Source organism: Seonamhaeicola marinus (genome assembly GCF_008085455.1).
This window is the reverse complement of the sequence record NZ_VSDQ01000462.1, coordinates 1-409: the sequence shown is the minus strand read 5'-3', so window position 1 is coordinate 409 and position 409 is coordinate 1. Positions and strand designations below refer to the sequence as shown.

At 29.8% G+C, this 409-nt stretch carries 1 pseudogene; it reads left to right on the top strand.

What is annotated here, in order from left to right:
- Positions 1–409 (top strand): annotated as a pseudogene (locus FUA24_RS25090) (hypothetical protein); the annotation flags it as partial.

Below are 409 nucleotides of genomic sequence, written 5' to 3'. Positions count from 1 at the left end.
GATGCGTACTACAAATCTGTTGAACGCGATTTAAACACCATAAAACATTTTAAAAAAGATAACAACCCTGAACTGTTAAAAAATATATTTGAAATTTATAATGATTTAGATGCAAGACAAGAAGCCATTAAGCCCGTTTTACCACTGTATGTAAATGGTAAAAACATTGTATTTAAATTTAACGATTACAGTGATGCCATAGCCGAAAGTAAAGCAAAACTATCTGATTATTTATATGAAAAAGGTATAGATTTATTAGAGTCTGATGATAAATACACCATTAGAGAAGCCTACAATACTTTGGAGTATTTAGATAATATAAACCCTAATTATGAAACCACACGCAATTTATTAAATGAGGCACATGTCCGAGGCACACATTACGTTTTAGTTTCAATAAACAACCAAA